Annotated in this window: 18 protein-coding genes, 1 tRNA gene and 1 riboswitch; of the genes, 18 read left to right on the top strand and 1 reads right to left on the bottom strand. The window is 44.6% G+C overall.

All coding sequences use genetic code 11. The features are described 5' to 3' along the window. The first annotated feature begins 19 nt into the window (after positions 1-19). From MM817_RS03470 to MM817_RS03385, 18 genes are all read left to right on the top strand, one after another. Positions 20-1,249, top strand: coding sequence for an NAD(P)-dependent malic enzyme (locus MM817_RS03470; protein WP_241712035.1), 1,230 nt, complete (start codon positions 20-22; stop codon positions 1,247-1,249). Between the two features lie 79 nt (positions 1,250-1,328). Beyond that, positions 1,329-1,529, top strand: a complete 201-nt coding sequence (locus MM817_RS03465) for a glutamate decarboxylase (RefSeq protein ID WP_241712034.1) — start codon at positions 1,329-1,331, stop codon at positions 1,527-1,529. 26 nt (positions 1,530-1,555) lie between these two features. Continuing rightward, complete coding sequence (gene accD / locus MM817_RS03460) at positions 1,556-2,425, top strand: acetyl-CoA carboxylase, carboxyltransferase subunit beta (protein WP_241712033.1); 870 nt, start codon at positions 1,556-1,558, stop codon at positions 2,423-2,425. Next, positions 2,415-3,449, top strand: coding sequence for an acetyl-CoA carboxylase carboxyltransferase subunit alpha (locus tag MM817_RS03455; protein WP_241712032.1), 1,035 nt, complete (start codon positions 2,415-2,417; stop codon positions 3,447-3,449). Before accD ends, MM817_RS03455 begins: the two co-directional genes overlap by 11 nt. 141 nt (positions 3,450-3,590) lie before the next feature. Continuing rightward, positions 3,591-4,550, top strand: a complete 960-nt coding sequence (pfkA, locus tag MM817_RS03450) for a 6-phosphofructokinase (RefSeq protein WP_241712274.1) — start codon at positions 3,591-3,593, stop codon at positions 4,548-4,550. Positions 4,551-4,589: 39 nt separating this feature from the next. After that, complete coding sequence (gene pyk / locus MM817_RS03445; protein WP_272879610.1) at positions 4,590-6,341, top strand: pyruvate kinase; 1,752 nt, start codon at positions 4,590-4,592, stop codon at positions 6,339-6,341. An 81-nt stretch (positions 6,342-6,422) separates the two neighbouring features. Beyond that, positions 6,423-6,842, top strand: coding sequence for an acyl-CoA thioesterase (locus tag MM817_RS03440; protein ID WP_241712031.1), 420 nt, complete (start codon positions 6,423-6,425; stop codon positions 6,840-6,842). Positions 6,843-6,880: 38 nt separating this feature from the next. Next, a complete protein-coding gene (locus MM817_RS03435; RefSeq protein ID WP_241712030.1) occupies positions 6,881-7,783 on the top strand; it encodes a DMT family transporter in 903 nt (300 codons plus the stop codon). Positions 7,784-7,933: 150 nt separating this feature from the next. Next, complete coding sequence (icd, locus tag MM817_RS03430; RefSeq protein ID WP_419723366.1) at positions 7,934-9,205, top strand: NADP-dependent isocitrate dehydrogenase; 1,272 nt, start codon at positions 7,934-7,936, stop codon at positions 9,203-9,205. A gap of 205 nt (positions 9,206-9,410) precedes the next feature. Then, positions 9,411-12,119, top strand: a complete 2,709-nt coding sequence (gene polA / locus MM817_RS03425; RefSeq protein WP_241712028.1) for a DNA polymerase I — start codon at positions 9,411-9,413, stop codon at positions 12,117-12,119. 18 nt (positions 12,120-12,137) lie between these two features. Next, positions 12,138-12,980 carry a DNA-formamidopyrimidine glycosylase gene (gene mutM, locus MM817_RS03420; protein WP_241712027.1) on the top strand — a complete coding sequence of 281 codons (843 nt, stop codon included), beginning with the start codon at positions 12,138-12,140 and terminating at the stop codon, positions 12,978-12,980. A gap of 257 nt (positions 12,981-13,237) precedes the next feature. Next, positions 13,238-13,909: a dephospho-CoA kinase gene (gene coaE / locus MM817_RS03415; RefSeq protein ID WP_241712026.1), complete on the top strand. Its 672-nt coding sequence runs from the start codon at positions 13,238-13,240 to the stop codon at positions 13,907-13,909. Positions 13,910-13,961: 52 nt separating this feature from the next. Continuing rightward, the gene (locus MM817_RS03410; RefSeq protein WP_241712025.1) at positions 13,962-14,537 is read left to right on the top strand and encodes a lytic transglycosylase domain-containing protein; all 576 of its coding nucleotides are present in this window, start codon (positions 13,962-13,964) and stop codon (positions 14,535-14,537) included. A gap of 112 nt (positions 14,538-14,649) precedes the next feature. Beyond that, positions 14,650-14,734, top strand: a tRNA-Leu gene (locus MM817_RS03405). A gap of 538 nt (positions 14,735-15,272) precedes the next feature. Continuing rightward, positions 15,273-15,860 (top strand): acetate uptake transporter, encoded by a 588-nt coding sequence (locus MM817_RS03400; protein ID WP_241712024.1) that lies wholly within the window; start codon positions 15,273-15,275, stop codon positions 15,858-15,860. A 347-nt stretch (positions 15,861-16,207) separates the two neighbouring features. Further along, positions 16,208-17,521, top strand: a complete 1,314-nt coding sequence (locus MM817_RS03395) for an ABC transporter substrate-binding protein (protein WP_241712023.1) — start codon at positions 16,208-16,210, stop codon at positions 17,519-17,521. Positions 17,522-17,633: 112 nt separating this feature from the next. Next, positions 17,634-18,620, top strand: coding sequence for a carbohydrate ABC transporter permease (locus MM817_RS03390; RefSeq protein ID WP_241712022.1), 987 nt, complete (start codon positions 17,634-17,636; stop codon positions 18,618-18,620). Then, positions 18,620-19,453 (top strand): carbohydrate ABC transporter permease, encoded by an 834-nt coding sequence (locus tag MM817_RS03385; RefSeq protein WP_419723357.1) that lies wholly within the window; start codon positions 18,620-18,622, stop codon positions 19,451-19,453. Before MM817_RS03390 ends, MM817_RS03385 begins: the two co-directional genes overlap by 1 nt. A gap of 77 nt (positions 19,454-19,530) precedes the next feature. On the opposite strand, the gene purT is transcribed toward MM817_RS03385, so the two are convergent. Continuing rightward, positions 19,531-20,703: a formate-dependent phosphoribosylglycinamide formyltransferase gene (purT, locus tag MM817_RS03380; RefSeq protein WP_241712021.1), complete on the bottom strand. Its 1,173-nt coding sequence runs from the start codon at positions 20,701-20,703 to the stop codon at positions 19,531-19,533. Between the two features lie 61 nt (positions 20,704-20,764). Continuing rightward, a riboswitch (ZMP/ZTP riboswitch) is annotated at positions 20,765-20,847 on the bottom strand. Between the last annotated feature and the right edge of the window lie 101 nt (positions 20,848-20,948).

Genomic DNA, 20,948 nt, shown 5'->3' with positions numbered 1-20,948 from the left:
CTATGGAAGGATGAGATACGTGGATTTGTACGAAGAGGCACTGCAGTTACATAGAGAACACAAAGGAAAGATTGCGTTACAGGCTAAAGTAGCCGTCGCTAATGCCAAAGATTTGAGTTTAGCGTATTCTCCAGGAGTAGCTGAACCTTGTAAAGAGATATATCGCGATGAGGAACTGGCCTATGAGTATACGGCTAAAGGCAATACGGTTGCTGTCGTTTCTAATGGAACGGCAGTTTTGGGACTTGGCAACATTGGGCCAACGGCAGGATTGCCTGTCATGGAGGGAAAAGCTGTTTTATTCAAAAGTTTTGCTGGAGTGGATGCGTGGCCGTTATGCATCGCGGCAACAGAAGTTGATCGAGTCGTGGATTTCGTGAAGATGGTTGCTCCAACATTTGGCGGAATCAATCTAGAAGATATTGCCTCACCAGCTTGTTTTGAGATTGAGGAGCGACTCAAGCGCGAGTTATCCATTCCTGTTTTCCACGATGATCAACACGGCACGGCTATCGTGACGCTTGCAGCACTCCTTAATGCAATCAAGGTCGTCCATAAGAGTCTTCAAGATATTAGGATAGTTGTGAGTGGGGCTGGAGCTGCAGGTATTGCTACAGTGAAGTTGTTACTTTCTTGTGGCGTGCGCGATGTCGTCATGTGTGATACGAAAGGTGCAATATACGAAGGTCGCGAGCATATGAATCCATTGAAAGATCTGATTGCAAAAAATACAAACTTTGAACAGCGTAAAGGGACGCTTGCAGAGATGATGCAAGGAGCAGATGTGTTTATCGGAGTGTCAGTTGGCAATACGGTTACGCAAGATATGGTTCGTGAGATGGCTGTCGATCCCATTATTTTCGCGATGGCCAATCCTGATCCGGAAATCACACCTATTGACGCGAAGGCTGCTGGAGCCAAGATCGTTGGGACGGGACGGTCCGATTATCCTAACCAGGTCAATAATGTACTAGCTTTTCCGGGGATTTTTAGAGGAGCGCTAGATACGCGTGCAACGACTATTAATGAACCGATGAAAGTAGCTGCTGCATATGCCATAGCTAATTTGATCGAAGAAGAGGAACTCCAACCTGACTACGTGATTCCGAAGCCTTTTGATACACGTGTCGCGCCACGTGTTGCGCAAGCAGTAGCAGAAGCTGCCATGGTGAGCGGGGTTGCCAGAGTGCGGGTAGATCCTAAAGAGATCGCCTTACGAACACGCCGATTGGCACATATTCAAGATTAGCGTTTGGTTGCACCTATTCAATTTTTAGTGGTAAGATAAATGAAATGAAATGGGGGCCAACTAGGAGGTTGTTGACGATATGTGGACAGTAATCTACATAACGCCTAGTTTGCGGCTAGCGGAAAATATATGTAAAAGGCTAATGGCAGAAGGCTTTTTGGTAAAGCGTAGACAGATTAGTGCTTCCAAACAGCAATTTGAGATTTTAGTGCCTGAGTATGAACTTGAAGATGTGCGAGAATCGTTAAACGATATCGTGCATGCTTCGCTGTCTGATTGAAGTTTTAGAAACCCTGAGGTGACAGAGTGTTAAAGGACCTATTTCCTAAAAAAAAGCGTTATGCAACAGTGGCATCGAATACAAGTGCTCGCGATAAGGTGCCAGAAGGTTTGATGGAGAAATGCAAGCAGTGTGGACAGATCCTGTTTGCTAAGGAGTTAGAAAAGCAGGTAAAGACATGTCCGCATTGTGGATATCATTTTACATTATCTGCACCAGAGCGCATTCAATTGACGCTTGATGAAGGATCATTTGTGGAGTTTGATGACGATCTTTTGTCGGGCGACCCACTGCACTTCCCAGACTATCCAGCTCGAGTAGAGCGCAGTAGACAAGCAACAGGCCTTACTGATGCTGTGCTCACAGGTACAGGCACGATTATTGGCTATAAAGTGGTGATCGCTGCCATGGATTCTCGCTTTATTATGGGGAGTATGGGCTCAGTGGTAGGTGAAAAATTGACTCGTGCGATCGAGCAAGCGATTGCGGATGCGGCTCCAATGATCATTTTTTCTGTTTCAGGTGGGGCTCGTATGCAAGAGGGTATTTTCTCCCTTATGCAGATGGCAAAAGTGTCGACTGCACTAGCACGTCTTGATGCCTTGGGTTTGCTTTACATTTCAGTGCTGACACATCCTACGACAGGGGGAGTAACGGCGAGTTTTGCCATGCAGGGAGATGTCAATCTTGCAGAGCCTGGCGCAACGATTGGATTTGCAGGGCGTAGAATTATCGAACAGACGATTCGCCAAAAGCTACCTGATGAATTTCAAACGGCCGAATTTGTGATGGAACATGGGATGATTGATCAAGTAGTCCATCGCAAGGATTTGCGAGCGGTGCTAGGAACGCTTGTTTCGCTACATGATAAAGGGGGAGAATGGAGTGGCCGTTGAACTGCCCTTTGAGAAGCCGCTCATCGAATTGCGTCTGAAAATCGAGGAGTTAAAACGTTTTACTGAAGAGAAGGGCATTGATATGAGCGCCGAAGTATTGACGCTTGAAACAAAAGCCAAGGCATTAGCGGAAGCGATTTATCGCGATCTTACACCTTGGCAAAAGGTGCAAATTGCTCGCCACCCTGAACGCCCTACAACGCTTGATTACATCCGTGGTATGTGTGACGATTTTATTGAATTACACGGAGATCGATCATTTCGTGATGATGCAGCAATTGTCGGTGGTATTGGACGCCTTGAGGGCATGGCAGTGACTTTAATAGGTACACAAAAGGGTCGTGACACCAAGGAAAATATCTTTCGCAACTTTGGTATGGCCCATCCAGAAGGGTACCGCAAAGCCCTTCGTCTCATGAAACAGGCTGAAAAGTTTGGACGCCCTATTGTGACGTTTATCGATACTGCAGGAGCATACCCTGGAGCAGCGGCAGAGGAACGTGGACAAGGCGAAGCCATCGCACGCAATCTCATTGAGATGGCCGCACTTACAGTTCCTGTTGTTTGCGTGGTGACTGGTGAAGGTGGAAGCGGTGGAGCTCTGGGTCTCGGAGTGGGTGATAAGATTTTGATGTTGGAGCATGCATATTATTCCGTCATTGCACCTGAGTCAGCGGCTGCCTTGTTGTGGAAAGATGCCACACAGGGACAGCGTGCGGCAGATGCGATGTGCATTACCGCCCAGGATTTATCTCGCTTTGGCATCGTGGATGAAATTTTGCTTGAACCATTCGGTGGTGCACAACGAGAACCTTTAACGATGATCGCGACAGTGAAGGATGCAGTATGGCGCGCCTTAGTTGAACTCCATCAAGTGCCATTTAAAGATTTACCATCATCACGTTACGAGAAGTATCGCAAGATGGGCGTGTATACAGAAGTGAAAAAAACAAGAGTAGCGGAGGAAGTCGCTACGGTGGAAGCTATAGAAGAGGACGTTACTTTACAGAATCTATCGAGTTAACGAGTTCACTCACTACATGTTTGTAGTGAGTGTGCCCGATGCGGGACGTTAAATGTCCATAAGGGTCTAAATATGAATGGCCCATAGATGATGGGGGAATGTATGGTGAATGAAAAGGATGCGCTACGGTTGCAAAGCCCAGTGAAACATATTGGTGTCTTGACAAGTGGCGGAGATGCACCAGGTATGAATGCTGCTATTCGGGCTGTCGTGCGCAAGAGCGTGTATCACGGACTTAGAGTGTCTGGGATTAGACATGGCTATGCAGGGCTGATGGCAGGAGAGATCGAGGAGATGGACCTCGGATCGGTAGCAGATATTATTCAGCGTGGTGGAACCAAATTATACACTGCAAGAAGCCCTGAATTTCTCACAGACCAAGGGCAAGAGTTAGGTGTTGCCATGCTGCAAAAGCATGATATCGATGCGCTTGTAGTGATCGGAGGGGATGGATCGTTTCGTGGGGCGCGGGCATTATCGCATCGCGGAGTTCGAACCATAGGGGTGCCTGGTACGATTGATAATGATCTACCTTGCACAGACTATACTATTGGTTTTGACACAGCGATTAATACAGCGATTGATGCGATCGATAAGATTCGAGATACAGCGACTTCACACGAGCGCACCTTCGTCATCGAGGTTATGGGTAGAAACGCTGGCGATATTGCTGTGATATCTGGATTAGCAGGTGGGGCTGAATCTATTCTTATTCCGGAAGCTCCCTATGATATGGACCAAATCATTGACAAATTAGAACGTGGTGTGGAACGCGGGAAGCGCCATAGTATCATATTGGTTGCTGAAGGTGTGGGTAAAGGTATGAAGATCGGCGAACTAATTGGACAGCGCACGGGATGGGAAGTGCGCGTGACCGTACTCGGGCATTTGCAGCGTGGCGGCTCGCCAACAGCTTTTGACCGCGCGTTAGCGTCACGTATGGGTGCGATGGCTGTCGATTTGTTGATTCAAGGTGAGACTAGCATGATGGTTGGGATTAAGGGTAAGAAGATGATTGCAACAGATATTGATGCGGCACTTGATAGTATGCGTGAAGTGGACTTATCAATTTACGAACTTGCGGGTATTTTGTCGATTTAGTTGTGTGGGGCGTTTGATCGTAAAAAGGGAGCGGATAAAATGAGGAAAACAAAGATTGTTTGTACCATGGGACCAGCAACGAGCGAATTACAGAAAATGCGAATGATTGTTCGAGCGGGGATGGACGTTGCACGGTTGAATTTTTCGCATGGAACACATGACGATCATCGCAAAATGATTGAAACAATTCGTGAAGCAGCGCGTTTAGAACGAAAAATTGTCGGCATCATGCTCGACATTAAAGGGCCTAAGATTCGAACAGGGCTTATCGAAAATGACGGTGTCGAACTTAATGATGGCGATCATATTATTTTGACGACTGAAGAGGTGCTAGGTACTAAAGAACGCATTTCTATTAGTTATGATGGGCTACCAGAAGATGTAATTGTAGGATCAATTATACGAATTGATGATGGTCTCATTGGTATGCGCGTAGAGAAAGTGGACAATCGAGAAATTTATTGTGTCGTCACAAACGGTGGCATGCTGAAAAATCGCAAGGGAATCAACGCACCAGGTGTGAAATTGCGTTTACCAGGAGTAACGGAGAAGGATGTTGAGGATATTCTTTTTGGTATTGAGCAAGGTGTAGATATCATTGCAGCTTCTTTCGTTCGCAAAGCATCTGATGTCTTAGAGATTCGCAAGTTGCTAGAAGATCATCATGTGCAGTGTGATATCATCTCGAAAATCGAAGCGCAAGAGGGACTTGATCTCATCGATGAGATTCTTTTGGTTTCTGATGGATTGATGGTTGCTCGTGGCGATTTAGGTGTTGAGATCCCGACGGAGGAAGTGCCGATTGCTCAGAAATTATTGATTGAGCGTTGCAACAAAGCTGGTAAAATGGTCATTACAGCTACGCAAATGCTCGATTCTATGCAGAGGAATCCAAGGCCTACAAGAGCAGAAGCAACGGATGTGGCCAATGCCATTTTTGATGGTACGGATGCGATTATGTTAAGTGGCGAAACAGCTGCTGGCAAATACCCTGTAGAAGCTGTCGAAACGATGTCAATCATTGCGATGCGCGCGGAAGAGGCGCTTAGAACGCATGAAGTGACAGGCCGTCATCGTGAAGGTGTCGAGCGAACGCAAACGGATGCTATTAGCAATGCAGTGCGCAGTATTGCAGAGGATCTAGAGGCAAGAGCGATTGTAACGTCTACAGAGAGTGGATTTACAGCGCGTATGGTTGCGAAGCATCGCCCACAAAGTGTCATCATTGCAGTGACTCCACATGCAGACGTGGCGAGACGTCTCACACTTTGCTGGGGTATCTATCCTGTGCTCGTCAAATCGATCGAGTCTACGGATGAAATGCTTGCGGTTGCGGTAGACGGAGCTCTTGCAAGTGGACTTGTGAGCAGCGGAGATTTGATTGTCATCACAGCGGGGGTACCTGTTGGTGAAGCTGGAACTACTAATTTACTTAAGATTCATACGATCGGTGATGTGTTAGCGCGGGGAACGGGCGTGGGGATGAAAAGTGTAGTTGGACGAGCGATCGTTGCTAAAAAGTCGAGCGATATTCTAGAAAGAGTTAAGGCTGGAGATATCTTAGTGACTGTCATGACGGATCGTGATATGATGCCTGCATTTGAAAAGGTCGCAGCAGTCATTACAGAAGAAGGTGGACTTACTTCTCATGCCGCAGTAGTAGGATTATCACTGGGCATTCCCGTCATTGTAGGTGCCATAGGTGCTACACAAGTGGTAACAGATGGCGAAGTGATCACGGTAGATACCGTTCGTGGATTCTTGTATCGCGGAAAAACTCAAGTATTATAATCTGCTATCAATAGAACTGCATATTTAGTTACTACAAGGATCCTGCCGCATGCTAAAATAGCAGTCGGAGGGGACAAGCTGATGAATATGACAAAGTCGCGATCAACCATTCGTGTGCGTTATCAAGAAACCGACCAGATGAGTGTGGCATGGCATGGAAATTATGTTCAGTGGTTTGAAGTAGCACGTACAGACTGGTTACGCATGGAAAACTTATCCTATCGCGATTTGGAAGACGGGGGGATTATGCTTCCTGTGTTACGCGTGGGATGTGAGTATCTACATTCAGCACATTACGACGATCTTCTATACGTGGATGCAATGATCAAGGAATACAATGGGTTGCGCCTGACGTTTAGTTATTCTGTTTTGTTAGCAGATGGCGAAAAGCTACTAGCTACTGGAGAAACCGAGCATGTGTTTACTGATCGCAGTTTAAAACCCATACGCCTTGTGCGCAGTGCTCCGCATATTCATCGCTTATTGCTTGGAGATGAGTAGATGGTATGTAGAACCATGTGGTTTTGGGGATATAGTGGATGACATCCTTTAGACGTCCAATAGGTGCTTACGGTTGGCTAGGTGTTGGCATTGTTGCCATTTCATTTTCTGCTATTTTTATTAAGATGACGACAGCGCCTGCATCGATCACCGCTATGTATCGGATGCTGATGACAGCTGTTCTACTCAGTCCCTTTGCTGCGCGGGGCATAGTAACGGCTATACGCAAACTGTCGAATCGTGAACGGCTGATCCTCACTGTAAGTGGGCTTGCGCTTTCACTGCATTTTATTTTTTGGATTCACTCACTCTTTTTTACGTCTGTGGCGAGTTCGACTTTGATGCTCGCCTTACAGCCCATCTTCGTGTTGATGGGTGAGACACTCTTCTTTAAAGAACGCGTTGGCGCAATGACATGGCTGTACGCGTTAATTGCGATCGCGGGGACTGTGGTGATCGGTTGGCATGATATTCATGCTGGTAAAACTGCGCTATTAGGTGACTTTATGTCGCTAGTTGGGACAATCGCTGCTGCTGCATATCTGTTGTCTGGTAAAAATTTGCGGCACACACTATCCTCTGTACACTATAGCTTTCTCGTATATGTGATTACCGGATTTTTGTTGATGCTTTACAGTCTAATGCGCGGGCATTCACTCGTGGATTATCCCCGCTCTGATTGGGAACTGTTTGTACTATTAACACTCGTTCCAACTGTGTTTGGACATACGTTGTTCAATACACTGTTAAAGTATCTTCCTGCTTCAACCATTGCGATGAGTATTGTGGGTGAACCGATCGGTGCTACTTTGTTGGCGTATGTGTTTTTTCATGCGACGATTCCTTGGATTTGGTTTGTTGGAGCAATAGTAGTCAGTAGTGGAATCCTTTTATTTCTGCGATCGGCTTATCATACGAATGTTTCGCTAAGTGAAACATAGGTTCGTAGTATGAAAAATTCCGTTGCCGGGTGTGTTTCTGTGTGCTATGATAGTCAATGGATTTGATGAGGACGGCGGATAGTTATAACTCGATGATATTGATCATATAGGAAGGGGTTGTTTTGGATGTCTTTATTCGAAAAATTGGAGATGCCACATAGCGGCGATAAGATTGGGATGAGTAGTGCAGGTTTACAGGTGCCTGATCATCCAGTCATTCCTTTTATTGAGGGAGATGGAACGGGACCCGATATTTGGCGTGCATCTGTTCGTGTTCTTGATGCAGCTGTGGAAAAACTTTATGGCGGTAAGCGTAAAATTGAGTGGTTTGAAGTGTATGCAGGGGAAAAAGCGTATAACAAATTTGGTGAGTGGTTGCCAAACGATACGCTCGTCGCATTGAGAGAGTATTTAGTGAGTATTAAAGGACCGTTGACGACACCGATTGGTGGGGGTATTCGGAGTTTAAATGTCGCATTGCGCCAAGAGTTAGATCTTTACGTGTGCTTGCGCCCTGTGCGGTATTTCGATGGAGTACCTTCACCTGTAAAACATCCTGAGTTGGTGGATATGGTTATTTTCCGGGAAAATTCGGAAGATATCTACGCGGGGATCGAGTGGGCCGAAGGCACGCCGGAAGTACACAAGCTAATTCATTTCTTACAAAATGAAATGGGCGTCAAGAAAATTCGCTTCCCTGAAACATCCGGTATCGGCATTAAGCCTGTATCAAAAGAGGGATCAGAACGACTGGTGCGTTCAGCCATTGAGTATGCGATTGCGCATAACCGCAAAAGCGTCACCTTGGTGCATAAGGGTAACATCATGAAGTTTACAGAAGGTGCCTTTAAAAACTGGGGTTATGCACTTGCAGAGCGGGAATTTCCGGAGCAGACATTTACGTGGTCTGAATATGATCGCATTAAAGGGAAGTCTGGTGCGGCAGAAGCTGATAAGGCGCAAAAGGCTGCAGAAGCGGCTGGCAAGATCATCGTGAAAGATGCAATTGCAGACATCTTCTTGCAGCAAGTATTGACACGACCTGCGGAGTTTGAAGTAGTCGCCACGATGAACTTAAATGGAGACTTTTTCTCCGATGCATTAGCGGCACAAGTTGGTGGGATCGGAATTGCACCTGGTGCAAACATCAACTATTTGACTGGGCATGCAGTATTTGAAGCTACTCATGGTACAGCACCCAAATATGCTGATCTTGATAAAGTTAATCCAGGATCAGTGATTCTCTCCGGTGTAATGATGCTAGAACATCTTGGCTGGCAAGAAGCTGCAGATGCGATCGTTACAGCATTGCAAAAGACGATTGAACAAAAGGTTGTTACGTATGACTTTGCACGTTTGATGGATGGGGCAACAGAAGTGAAAACTTCGCAATTTGCGGATGCCGTAATTCGCAATTTGTAATTTGCAATCAAGATCTATGTGACGTAAGGGTATAGAAAGTAGCATACCAACGATATGGTGGGTGCATGGCGAGAAAGTTACGCTGTGTGCCCATTATTTATGTATTCGAGGTGTAAAACGATTGTGGTAAAATGATTAAAGATAGATCGAACGGACGTGCAAGATGAGAATGGAGTGGTAAATCTTGACCCAAGAGGACAAGCGGATGAGAAGTAAAAAGCTATTATTAATCGATGGTAACAGTGTATTGTATCGTGCATTTTATGGAGTTCCCCTGTTATCGACATCATCAGGGATCTATACCAATGCCATTTATGGGTTTTCTATGATGTTGCTAAACTTGCTTCAGGCAGAACAACCAAGTCATGTTGCCGTGGCATTTGATAAAGGCAAAATGACTTTTCGTCACGCGTATTTCCCCGAATATAAAGGAAAAAGACAGAGTACGCCACCAGAACTCATCGGTCAATTCCCACTTGCGCGAGATCTATTGGTTCATTTCAATATTCCGTCGCTTGAACTTGAATCGTATGAAGCAGATGATATCATCGGTACGCTTGCTACAAAAGCGGACGAAGATGGGTATGAGGTCTTTGTGGTCTCAGGAGATAAAGACCTCTTTCAACTTGTGTCAGAGCGGATCACAGCTGGGATGACGCGCAAAGGAACAACGGATGTGGTGAGGTATGATCCAGCAGCGGTGATGGAGAGATATGGCTTAGCCCCCACTCAAATCATTGACTTAAAAGCACTGATGGGCGATACGTCTGACAATATTCCAGGTGTACCTGGAGTAGGTGAAAAAACTGCGATTAAGTTATTGACTCAGTATGGCACGGTTGAAGATGTTTTAGCACATGCAGGAGATGTCTCGGGTGCAAAGTTACAAGAGCGCTTGCGCGAGCATCACGATCTAGCCTTGTTGTCAAAGAAGTTAGCAACCATTGATCGTGCCGTTCCACTTACCGTTTCGATCGATGACCTCGTGTATCATGGGTATGATTCAGTCAATTTGCGAGAAGTGTTTAGAACCTATGAGTTTCGTTCTTTGCTGACTCGGCTTGGCAAAGAAGAGAGTGCTGCTCTAACAGAATCCGGGGAGTCTGCAGCGACAGGGAGTGCACCTCTTGATGCTAAGGAACAGAGTACAAACGGTGCATATGTAAAGATGGAGTTGGACGAGCTTGCAGAACACCTCGGTTCACTTGGTGAACGATGTGCGGTATTGTTTGATGTGGAAGGCGAGTATCAAACGGGCAAGTGGAATGGCTTCACAGTGGCTGGACCGCAAGGGGCATTTTATGTTCCGCTGTCTGAAGAACAACTTCAGACAGAAAAGGCTAAAAAGCACATTCGAGCATTTTTGCAAAATGACCAAGTGATTAAAATTGTATACGATGCGAAGGCGATCATGGTTCGCGGTGTTTCTTACGGGTTGTCAGATGATGTGGAACAAGTCATTGCTCCAGTTTTCGATACGCTACTTGTCACGTATCTCATTTACACATCAGAGGGAGAACCAAGTCTTATTGATGTGATTGAAAAAGCAGATGGAGATATTGAAACGCCAGAATGGGTGAAGACTGGTATTGAAAAAGGGGGAAGTATGCGGCCGGCTGCATTGGTTCACTGTGCTTTACGACTCTATGCAGGTTATGAGAGATTGCAAGCGAATCTTGTGCGCTTTCAACTGGAAAATCTATATGTGCAACTGGAGCTACCACTGGCGGCAGTATTGGCTGATTTGGAGTTATATGGTGTAAAAGTGGATGTACCGCGCTTGCAAGTGATTGGATCAGAACTGGCGCAGGGACTGGAGCGATTGACAGGTGAGATTTACGAACTGGCAGGAGTGCAGTTCAATATAAATTCACCCAAACAATTAGGTGAAATTTTATTTGATAAGATGGGTCTACCACCTGTGAAAAAGACAAAGACAGGCTATTCGACTAGCGCTGATGTTTTAGAAAAATTGGCGCCACACAGTGAGATTGTGACGCACATTTTGCAATATCGCCAATTGGCTAAGCTACAATCGACGTATGTGGAAGGGTTGTTGCGCGTAGTGCGGCAACCGGAATCTCGGGTGCATACCTCGTTTCATCAGGCGATGACAGCGACTGGGAGATTGTCTAGTGCAGATCCCAATCTTCAGAACATCCCCATTCGGATGGAGGAGGGAAGACGGTTGCGGATGGCATTCGTTCCAACGGATCCGGAGTGGGTGATGCTGTCTGCCGACTACTCACAAGTGGAGCTGCGCATTCTTGCTCATTTGTCACAAGATGAGGCGTTGATTGAGGCATTTTTAGCGGATATGGACATCCATACGCGCACGGCAAGCGATGTATTTGAGGTTGCGCCTGAGGAAGTGACATCACTCATGCGCAGACAAGCAAAAGCGGTCAACTTTGGTATTGTTTACGGCATAAGTGACTACGGATTATCGCAGAATTTAAATATTTCGCGAGCGCAAGCGGCACAATTTATTGAGCAGTACTTTGCAAAATTTCCTGGTGTTAAGCTCTATATGGCAGAGTCTGTGCAAAAGGCACGCGATCTCGGATATACAGAGACGTTGCTTGGGCGTAAACGGTACTTGCCAGAGATTCACAGTCGCAATTTTAATGATCGCAGTTTTGCAGAACGGACAGCGATGAATACGCCGATTCAAGGGACAGCAGCAGATGTGATTAAAGTGGCTATGGTGCGCTTGCGGGAAGATCTAAAAAAGAAGCAGTTTACCGGAAAGATGCTACTTCAAGTTCATGACGAACTTATTTTTGAATGTCCTACTGCGGAACTTGAATCGCTCACACAGTTGGTGCGCCAACAAATGGAAGGTGCAGCCGTGATGTCTGTACCGCTAAAAGTGGATGTCCACTCGGGTACGTCTTGGTATGATGCAAAATAGCTACAGGAGGGTGATTGCGTGCCTGAATTGCCAGAGGTGGAAACGGTGCGGCGCGGTCTGCAAAGTTTAGTGGCAGGACAGGTGATCGAGTGGGTGGACGTGCGGTTGCCACGCATTATTCGCTCACCGAGTGTCGATGAGTTTGTGCATGAGTTACAGAACGCAAGGATCGTCGAAGTGCGCAGGCGGGGCAAGTATCTATTGCTCGACCTTGGAGAGCGGACGCTTGTCTCACATCTTCGCATGGAAGGACACTATGGTGTATTTTTGGCATCGGAACCGCTATTGCCGCATACGCATGTGATCTTTCACTTGCTTGGGGGACAAGAATTGCGCTATCAGGATGTACGACAGTTTGGAACGATGGATCTACTGCTAAGCGATCACATTCCTCACTTTGCTCCTTTGCACTTGCTTGGACCAGAACCCTTGCAGGAGAATTTCACTCCTACCTATCTGCGCGATGTGTTTAAAAAACGTACAACTTCCATTAAAGCTACTTTACTGGATCAGACGATTATTGCTGGTCTTGGCAATATTTATGTCGACGAAATCTTGTTTCGGGCCAAGATACATCCGACACAAAGTGCGCAGTCGCTATCGATGCAAGCTTTGCGGCGGATCGTGGCCTCCACGCAAGAGGTGATCGCTGATGCGATTGTGCACGGGGGGAGTTCTGTGAAGTCTTATGTCAATGGATTTGGGGAACCAGGGCAATATCAGTTTTCGCTTAATGTCTATGGACGTACAGGACAAGCCTGTGTGGTTTGTGGAAGTGAGATTGTAAAAAGTCGGGTTGCAGGTCGTGGAACGCACGTATGTCCTATATGTCAAAAGCTGCCTCGAAAAACGCGAAGATGAGTGGATTGGGCTATGGCACATGATTGGGAGTAGATCATGGCAATGTCATAGTAGAGCTAATGGGCTTTCATATACACATGTCGCATAGATTGACTTATAGGGGATACAAGCCTGAAGATACCTCTATATGCTATTGTAGTCAGAACATGAAGTCATAAGATAAGCAATGCTTGGAAATGAGTGTGCACAAGTAGATTGTGAGAGATAAAGCATCTATTACTCAAATGTAGCTGATGATTGGTTGAAGTGGAAAGAGAGTGAGCCTTGTGATTGTTGGACTAACAGGTGGCATTGCTTCAGGGAAGAGTTCGATGTCTACTGCGCTTGTACAACTGGGTGCGTTTCTTGTAGATGCAGATGTGATTGCAAGAGAAGTTGTGCAGCCAGGTACGCGCGGATTGCGTGCCGTTGTGGAGGCGTTTGGGGAAGAATATCTACAGGCTGATGGACAGCTAAACCGCGAGCGATTGGGACAATATATTTTTCAACACAAGACAGCGCGTCTGCAACTCAATGGGATTGTGCATCCGCTTGTGCGCGAGGAAATGTGGCGTCAAGCGCATCACTATGTGAAGCAAGATGCATCACGCATAGCCATTCTGGATGTTCCCCTATTGATTGAGGGGGGGACGCATCGATTGGTCGATGTGACCGTGTTAGTATTTGCCCCACAACACGCGCAGCTCTCTCGTTTGATGAAGCGTAATGGATTTGATGAAGAGGAAGCGCAAAGACGCATCGCGGCACAACTTTCAATGGAAGAGAAACGAGCACAGTCAGATGTGATCGTCGACAATAGTGGCAATGAGAGTGAGGTCACGCGTTTAGCTTGTGAACTCTACGAATATTTGAAGAATCTGGCGCGAGATGGGGCTCGCTCAGATGGAACATTTGATAGAAGCGTTGTGCGGCCATTTGTTATACAATAGACGGACGTATAGACATCTAACAAGCTTATCATAGAGAGGAGACGACAAACTGGTGAAGGGACGCAATATCATTCTGGCTATTCGAATGCGTTCACTTGTGGCGGCAATTCTCCTCGTATGTGTCATGGGTATGACGTATATTCCGTCATTTTGGACTCTTGTATATCCTATCTATTACTATCCGGTTATTCAACATGAAGCAAGGACTGTGCATGTCGATCCATTTCTCGTTGCATCGTTGGTACGAGTGGAGAGTCACTTTCGCGAAGATGATATTTCCCATGCGGGTGCCATCGGTCTTATGCAATTGATGCCTGATACGGCATCGTGGATTGCACAACGGATTGGGATGAAGAGGTATTCCCGAGCCGATCTCGCAACGCCAAGTGTCAATGTGCGATTGGGGTCGTGGTATGTGATGTATTTGATTCGCACGTTTCACGGCAACCTGCCGGAAGCAGTTGCGGCATACAATGCAGGGCCGAATCGAGTACGCCGATGGCTTCGCAATGGAACATGGTCAGGTGAAGAGATGACTATCAACGACATCCCCGTTCGTGAAACGAGGCACTTCGTCGCGCGTGTCCTCTATACATTTGAAACATTTACCCGTTTCTACGGCAGTTAAACTACTCATTTTGCATAAGACCAACATGGACAATGGCCGTTTTGCTGGTGGCTCATTACTTGACAATTGTGGTGAAATCGTATATATTATCAACGTTGATGCAATCATCCATGTCGGGATGGCGGAATTGGCAGACGCGCACGTTTGAGGGGCGTGTGGGGTAACCCGTGCGGGTTCAAGTCCCGCTCTCGACACCAAAAAAGTCTAACAGTAATATTTAGAAGATATTGGTGTTCCTGCGCATTAAAATCGATCTCGATATGGTCGATGAGTTGTTGAAGTACCAGCTTCTTTTGGGATTCTTGATCCGAAATGAGCTGGTTTTTTCGTTGTGTAAGGAACTGCACGATGTACGCTTTGGTAATTGGCGGCTGTTTGAACTCTCATTTATGAATAAAACTAGTGTTAAGTAGAATGTCATTAAACAATGTGTATTGTATGAGCGAGGTTATTAAAAACTTAACCCGGTATCATGGTCGTGCAATCGGTGTTCGCATGGGGTGACACAATATAAAAGTGCGTTGCATACCGTTAGTGGGGTACTTTGACTGCTTATCAGGAGGAATAGTGTAGGTCGCTAGATCGTGTAACCAAGTTTATGCCCAGTCCTTTTGCATACTGATCATTCAGTTTCGTTTGAAGTGCATGTGTGCAAATGGCTAGTTTGTGTATTGATATTTTGTGATTTTTCTTTATTATTAAAATGTAAGCGATAACAAATAGGAGGTCAACTAGATGAATGAATTCAAACAAGTAACGATTGCTGATCCTGGGCCACTCGGATTAGCTGGATTTGGGCTCACCACATGTGTTTTAAGCGCAATGAATGCAGGCATCGTGCCTGCAACTGACATGGGAGTGGTGCTTCCTTTAGCGATGGCATACGGAGGAGCTTCTCAACTTTTAGCAGGCATGTGGGAGTTTCGGAAAGGCAATACATTTGGTGCAACTGCCTTTACATCATATGGTGCATTTTGGATATCCTTTTACCTTTTAGTTTCACATGTTTCTAGTTTAGGATCAGGAGTTGGCGTGGGCATAGGTATGTTTTTATTGATGTGGGGAATATTTACGTTGTATATGTTTGTTGGGACGTTTTATTTAAACAAAGCGTTATTTTTCGTGTTTTTATTTTTAACAATTACATTCTTTCTACTTGCAAGTGCTAATTTTAGTGGAACGAGTGTTGTCGTGGGTGGATGGTTTGGAATAATTACAGGAGTGTTAGCACTTTATACTTCATTTGCGGGGATCATCAATGCCAATGCAAACAAGATTGTGATACCACTGGGTAAAAGTTTTTTAAAAGTTCATCATGATTGACTTGGCTCACTTACTTACATTATTTTAAATACTCGGGACAGATAAGTTTCAATACGCGTAAAATAGAGTGAGCTTACGTAAAAAAATTAAGCAAGAAACGGAGTACTCAATGAAATCAAATGCGTATCACCTCACAGTAAAATTTTAGAGAAGGGTTGCATAAACATTAAAGATAGCATATTATTAATAAGTTAGAGATTTAAGAAAGTGTTTTCTGCTTAAATCTTTAACATACCAGTTACTTATTCCCTGTTTTTATGGGCTAGTACTGGGAGTATTCTATCTATGATCGTATTATTGTCATAGGTTACATGAGTTTTGCACATCATAAGGGGGCAATAATAGATATGAAAAAGAAGCTTGGCTTAAGTCTGGCCGCTGTCGCAACATTAGGATCAATTGCACTTACTGGCTGTGGTAGTCAAAGTGCAACGCCTGCTCCTAGTTCCGGTGGTACACCAGCTGCAAATCAATCTGCCAGTGGACAACAACTTCAAATTTTCAGCTGGTGGACAGGTGTTGCTAGTAGCAAAGCTCTTAACGCATTAATTGGTGTTTATAAACAACAATATCCTAATGTGAGCGTCATTAACGAAGCTGTGGCAGGTGGAGCCGGTTCAAACGCTAAAGCCGTATTGGCAAGTCGCATGGAAGCTGGCAATCCACCAGGAACATTTCAAGTGCATGGTGGTAATGGTTCATTACTGTCTTGGATTCAAGCAGGTGACATGAAGCCGCTTAATTCCTTGTATACAAAAGAAGGTTGGTATCAAGACTTCCCGCAATCACTATTAAATATGTTGACTGTAAATGGGAAAATTTATGCGGTTCCAGTCGATATGCAACGTGCAAATGTGCTATGGTATAATCCGGCTATTTTCCATAAGTACAATTTAACACCGCCTACAACATTTTCTCAATTTTTTGCTGATGCAAAAGTGTTGAAATCACACGGTATTACTCCTCTTGCCCTCGCAAACCACGGTAACTGGGAAGCTACCTTGCTTTGGAGTGACGTTTTACTTGGAACACTTGGTGAAACTCAATATAATCAACTGCTCTCTGGTAAGGGTTCATGGACTTCGCCGGGTGTTGTCAGTGCAGCACAAACATTCTCTAAAATGATGGCTTATACGAACTCAGATTACTCTGCACTGCATTGGCAACAAGCGGATCAAATGGTTGCACAAGGACAAGCTGCTATGAATGTTCAAGGTGACTGGGCACAAGGATACTTCACTACTGATTTGCATTTGACACCTGGTACGGGCTTTGGTTGGGCACCAACACCTGGTACGCAAGGCGTATTTGCAGCGGTGACGGACGTGTTTGGATTACCTTCCAAACTAAAGAGCGATACATTAACATTAAACTTCTTAAAAGTGCTCGGTTCAGAAAAAGGTCAAGATGTATTCAATCCACTAAAAGGGACCTTTTCTCCACGATTAGATGCCAATACATCGTTGTATGATGCCTATTCTCGTTCTGCCATGGCATCCTTTAAAAAGGATCCTCTTGCACTGATTATTGGTCAAGGTGGAGCCAATCCTGGCTTTACAAACCAAGTAAATAACGCTATGGAAATTTTTGTAACAAACCATAATGTAAATCAATTCGTTTCTGCTGTCAACAGTGCTGCACAAGCTAATCCCTTGAATTAGTACGATGTTTCATGAAATACTATACATGAAGACTGGTCAAAGTCAGTGCTGTAGCTGACTTTGACTATCTTCTTATTTATCAAGAAAAATCCAGACAATATGGAGGACATACATGAAAGGTTCGATGGTTGAGATCAGCGATGATGTAGCTGGATCTTCTTCATTTAGAAGAAAACGATTCCGCATTTCACGTGATCGAATTTCAGCGCTTGCAACGCTTGCACCGTCTATTATTCTACTTGGTATATTTGTTTATGGGTTTATTGTGTGGACTGTGTATGTTTCATTTACCAACTGGAATAGTTTTATTCCCAACTTTTCATTTGCTGGTTTGAAAAATTATCTATTTGTTTTTGAAACTTTTCGTTTTCAATCTGATCTTAGAAATATTGTTGTTTTTACGATTTTATTTATTATTGCTTGTATAGTGATCGGCCTGTTTTTAGCTATGTTGATTGACCAAAAGATAAAAGCGGAAAGTTTATTTCGCAGCATTTTTATCTTTCCTATGGCTGTTTCCTTTGTTGTGACTGGTGTTATTTGGTCCTGGATTTTAAATCCACAAACTGGCGTCAACTTAATATTAAAAGCAATGGGTTTTAAACATTTACCTTCTTGGTTTTTGAGCACAACGATCATCCCTAATATCACTGTTGGACAAATCCAATTAGGTATTCCACTTGCTTTATTGGCCGTTTTAATTGCAGCCGTCTGGGAAATGTCTGGATTTGCAATGGCCGTTTATTTGGCAGGGCTACGTGGGATTTCTGATGATATAAAAGAAGCGGCTCGCATTGATGGTGCTGGGTCTTGGAGAATTTTTTGGTCCATTATCCTTCCGCAATTAAAGGCGACTACGACAACTGTGGTGATCATTTTAACTGCAGCTTCACTAAAAATCTTTGGCTTAATTTATGCAATGACAGGGCCAGGGCAGGAATTTGTGACTGATATGCCGAGTATGGACATGTTTCAAACAACCTTTCAGGGAAATGAATTTGCCCAAGGTGCGGCAATCTCTGTGGTGCTCTTAATTATTATGGCTGCTTTTATTGTTCCGTATCTCATTTCTACATTGAAACAGGGGGAAGATGAGTAATGCAAATGCGCCTTACATTTCGGCAATTATCTCGTGCCCTGTTATATATTCTATTAATTTTATTGGCCATGCTGTACCTTGTACCTATTTATGTCGTGGTTATTACCAGTCTTAAAGATAATGCTGCAATTAGTCTCTCTCAGATGTGGAACTTACCATTAAAACCTAGTTTTTCGAGTATCGTTTCTGCTTGGGATCAGTTGGGCCCTAACTTTGGTAACAGCATTGAACTAGCGATTCCGGCAACGATTATTTCATCTTTAATTGGTTCACTCAATGGATATGCGTTATCTAAATGGAAATTTAAAGGATCAAGTGTGATTTTTTTCATTATTCTATTTGGGATGTTTATTCCATATCAAAGTGTGTTAATTCCTCTCTTGAGGGTGCTTGATGCGATGGGTTTGTACAATACGATTCTTGGACTGATTATGGTTCATAGTATTTATGGCATACCTATTACAACATTGATCTTTAAGAACTATTATTCTGCTATTCCAAATGAAATTATCGAATCAGGAGCTATTGATGGAGTGGGGTATTGGGGTATTTTCCGGCATATTATTTTGCCGTTATCGATACCGGGCTTTGTAGTGACTGGTATTTGGCAGTTTACGCAAGTGTGGAATAACTTTTTATTTGCGGTCTCTCTGACCAATCCTCCCAATCAGCCAGTCACAGTTGCTCTTGTCAATATCGCCGGGAGTCAGACTGTGCAATGGAACGTACAGATGGCTAGCGCATTACTAGCGTCTCTGCCGACCTTAATTGTCTATATCTTTTTAGGAAAGTATTTTGTGCGGGGACTTCTTGCCGGCTCTGTAAAGGGATAGAAATAGATGGATTAACCTAATAGGGCCACTTGTGTTGAAGTGGTCCCATTAGGTATTTTTTTTTTTTTTTGATCTGGTCAGGTGATATGAATGCATGAAGCAGCTTTCGTTGCACGTTGACGGGCTGTGTCAACATCTTGTGCTGAACTGATGGTAACTGCTAAGCGTCTTCCAATGGTCGACGTTGGTTTTCCAAAGAAGCGTACTTGTGTGCAAGGAATCAAAAGCGCATCGTCTATTCCTGATACTTGATAGCTATTTGATTCGATAGGTGACTTTACCGCATGACTTGCTCCAGGAGTATGGAGAGTGATGGACGGAATGGGGAAACCGAGGATAGCACGAACGTGTAATGCAAACTCGGATAAGTCTTGTGTTGCGAGAGTGACTAATCCGGTGTCATGTGGGCGTGGAGATACCTCGCTGAAATAGATTTGATTGGCTGTTACAAAAAGTTCTACGCCAAATACACCGAAACCCCCTAGAGCATCGGTTAATGTTTTTGCAATCTCCATGGCTTGTTGTTGTTGTTGCTCAGTTAAGAAATGGGGCTGCCAAGACTCGATGTAATCTCCGTCCTTTTGTAAATGCCCAATAGGAGTGCAATAATTTGTGCCTGAAATGGATCGTACAGTTAACAAAGTAATCTCGGAATCGAATGAAATAAACTCCTCTACGATCACCCGTGTATTTTTGACACGACCACTATTCATAGCATAGTTCCATGAATGATCTATATCTTCTTCTGATCTGCATATGCTTTGCCCTTTACCTGAGGAACTCATAATTGGTTTGATCACACATGGAATACCAATCTTCTTCACTGCACTTCGCAACTCTTCTAAACTATTGGCAAATTGATAGTTAGGTGTGGGTAGATGGAGTTGCTCTGCTGCCAGTCTGCGAATCCCTTCGCGATCCATGGTCAACTTTGCGGCGTTTGCAGTGGGGATCACTCGGTAGCCTTCTTGCTCCATGTCGACTAGCACGGAAGTGGCTATGGCTTCAATTTCAGGAACAATCCAATCGGGTTGCTCACGTTCTATCAAAGAGCGCAGGTCGTCTGCAGACAACATATTGATCACATAGGATCGATGAGCAACTTGCATAGCTGGGGCGTTTTCATAACGGTCAACAGCAATCACTTCTACTCCTAATCGCTGTGCTTCTATAGCTACTTCCTTACCCAATTCTCCAGATCCTAGCAACATTATTTTCTTGGATTTCAAAGACAGCGGGGCACCATACATCTTTTAAAACGCTCCTTACATGAGTGTATTTTAAAAATAAAAACCGCCTGGGATCCCATATACAGAATGCCCAGGCGGTCGACTATTGAAACAATTGCACTCCCTCGTGGTATACCCACACATCCGCCAGTTATGCAATCGATGATGAAGTTGTACTTTCTATTTTGCAGAGTAACATATTATTTTATCGTATACAACATGCAATCATTGATTCATCGTGACGTTTCATATGCACGCGTGCGTAT

It is taken from the genome of Sulfoacidibacillus ferrooxidans (genome assembly GCF_022606465.1).
GTDB lineage: Bacteria > Bacillota > Bacilli > Alicyclobacillales > SLC66 > Sulfoacidibacillus > Sulfoacidibacillus ferrooxidans.
This window is presented reverse-complemented; position numbering and strand designations above follow the sequence as displayed.

Coding starts and splice junctions, on each gene's coding strand:
- MM817_RS03465 (WP_241712034.1), top strand. CDS start 1,329: ATGTGGACAGTAATCTACATAACGCCTAGTTTGCGGCTAGCGGAAAAT.
- pyk (WP_272879610.1), top strand. CDS start 4,590: ATGAGGAAAACAAAGATTGTTTGTACCATGGGACCAGCAACGAGCGAA.
- MM817_RS03440 (WP_241712031.1), top strand. CDS start 6,423: ATGAATATGACAAAGTCGCGATCAACCATTCGTGTGCGTTATCAAGAA.
- MM817_RS03435 (WP_241712030.1), top strand. CDS start 6,881: ATGACATCCTTTAGACGTCCAATAGGTGCTTACGGTTGGCTAGGTGTT.
- icd (WP_419723366.1), top strand. CDS start 7,934: ATGCCACATAGCGGCGATAAGATTGGGATGAGTAGTGCAGGTTTACAG.
- polA (WP_241712028.1), top strand. CDS start 9,411: ATGAGAAGTAAAAAGCTATTATTAATCGATGGTAACAGTGTATTGTAT.
- MM817_RS03400 (WP_241712024.1), top strand. CDS start 15,273: ATGAATGAATTCAAACAAGTAACGATTGCTGATCCTGGGCCACTCGGA.
- MM817_RS03395 (WP_241712023.1), top strand. CDS start 16,208: ATGAAAAAGAAGCTTGGCTTAAGTCTGGCCGCTGTCGCAACATTAGGA.
- MM817_RS03390 (WP_241712022.1), top strand. CDS start 17,634: ATGAAAGGTTCGATGGTTGAGATCAGCGATGATGTAGCTGGATCTTCT.
- MM817_RS03385 (WP_419723357.1), top strand. CDS start 18,620: ATGCAAATGCGCCTTACATTTCGGCAATTATCTCGTGCCCTGTTATAT.
- purT (WP_241712021.1), bottom strand. CDS start 20,703: ATGTATGGTGCCCCGCTGTCTTTGAAATCCAAGAAAATAATGTTGCTA.